A 270-nucleotide genomic window follows, 5' to 3' on the forward strand; every position below is an offset into this window, starting at 1 on the left:
GCTTGGTTCGTGTTCTGTGTACCTCCTGTCGTCAACCCTACGAGCCTGATGACAGCGAATGCGAATTTCTGCATATAGAGCACGGGCCTGGCCAATCGAAACCTCCTATCTACAAAGCAAAAGGTTGCCCAGAGTGTAATCATCTTGGTTATAAGGGCCGTATTGGTATCTACGAACTTGTGCAAATAGATGAACAGATGCGTGAGCTTATTCATAGCAAAGCCGGTGAGCTAGAGCTTGAAACTTATGCACGTAAGTGTGGTCCAAGCA

General features: G+C 47.0%; 1 pseudogene. It reads left to right on the forward strand.

From position 1 onward, the window contains the following. Window positions 1-270 (forward strand): annotated as a pseudogene (locus tag A3757_RS26415) (type II secretion system protein GspE); the annotation flags it as partial.

The sequence above is a fragment of the Oleiphilus sp. HI0117 genome (assembly GCF_001635235.1).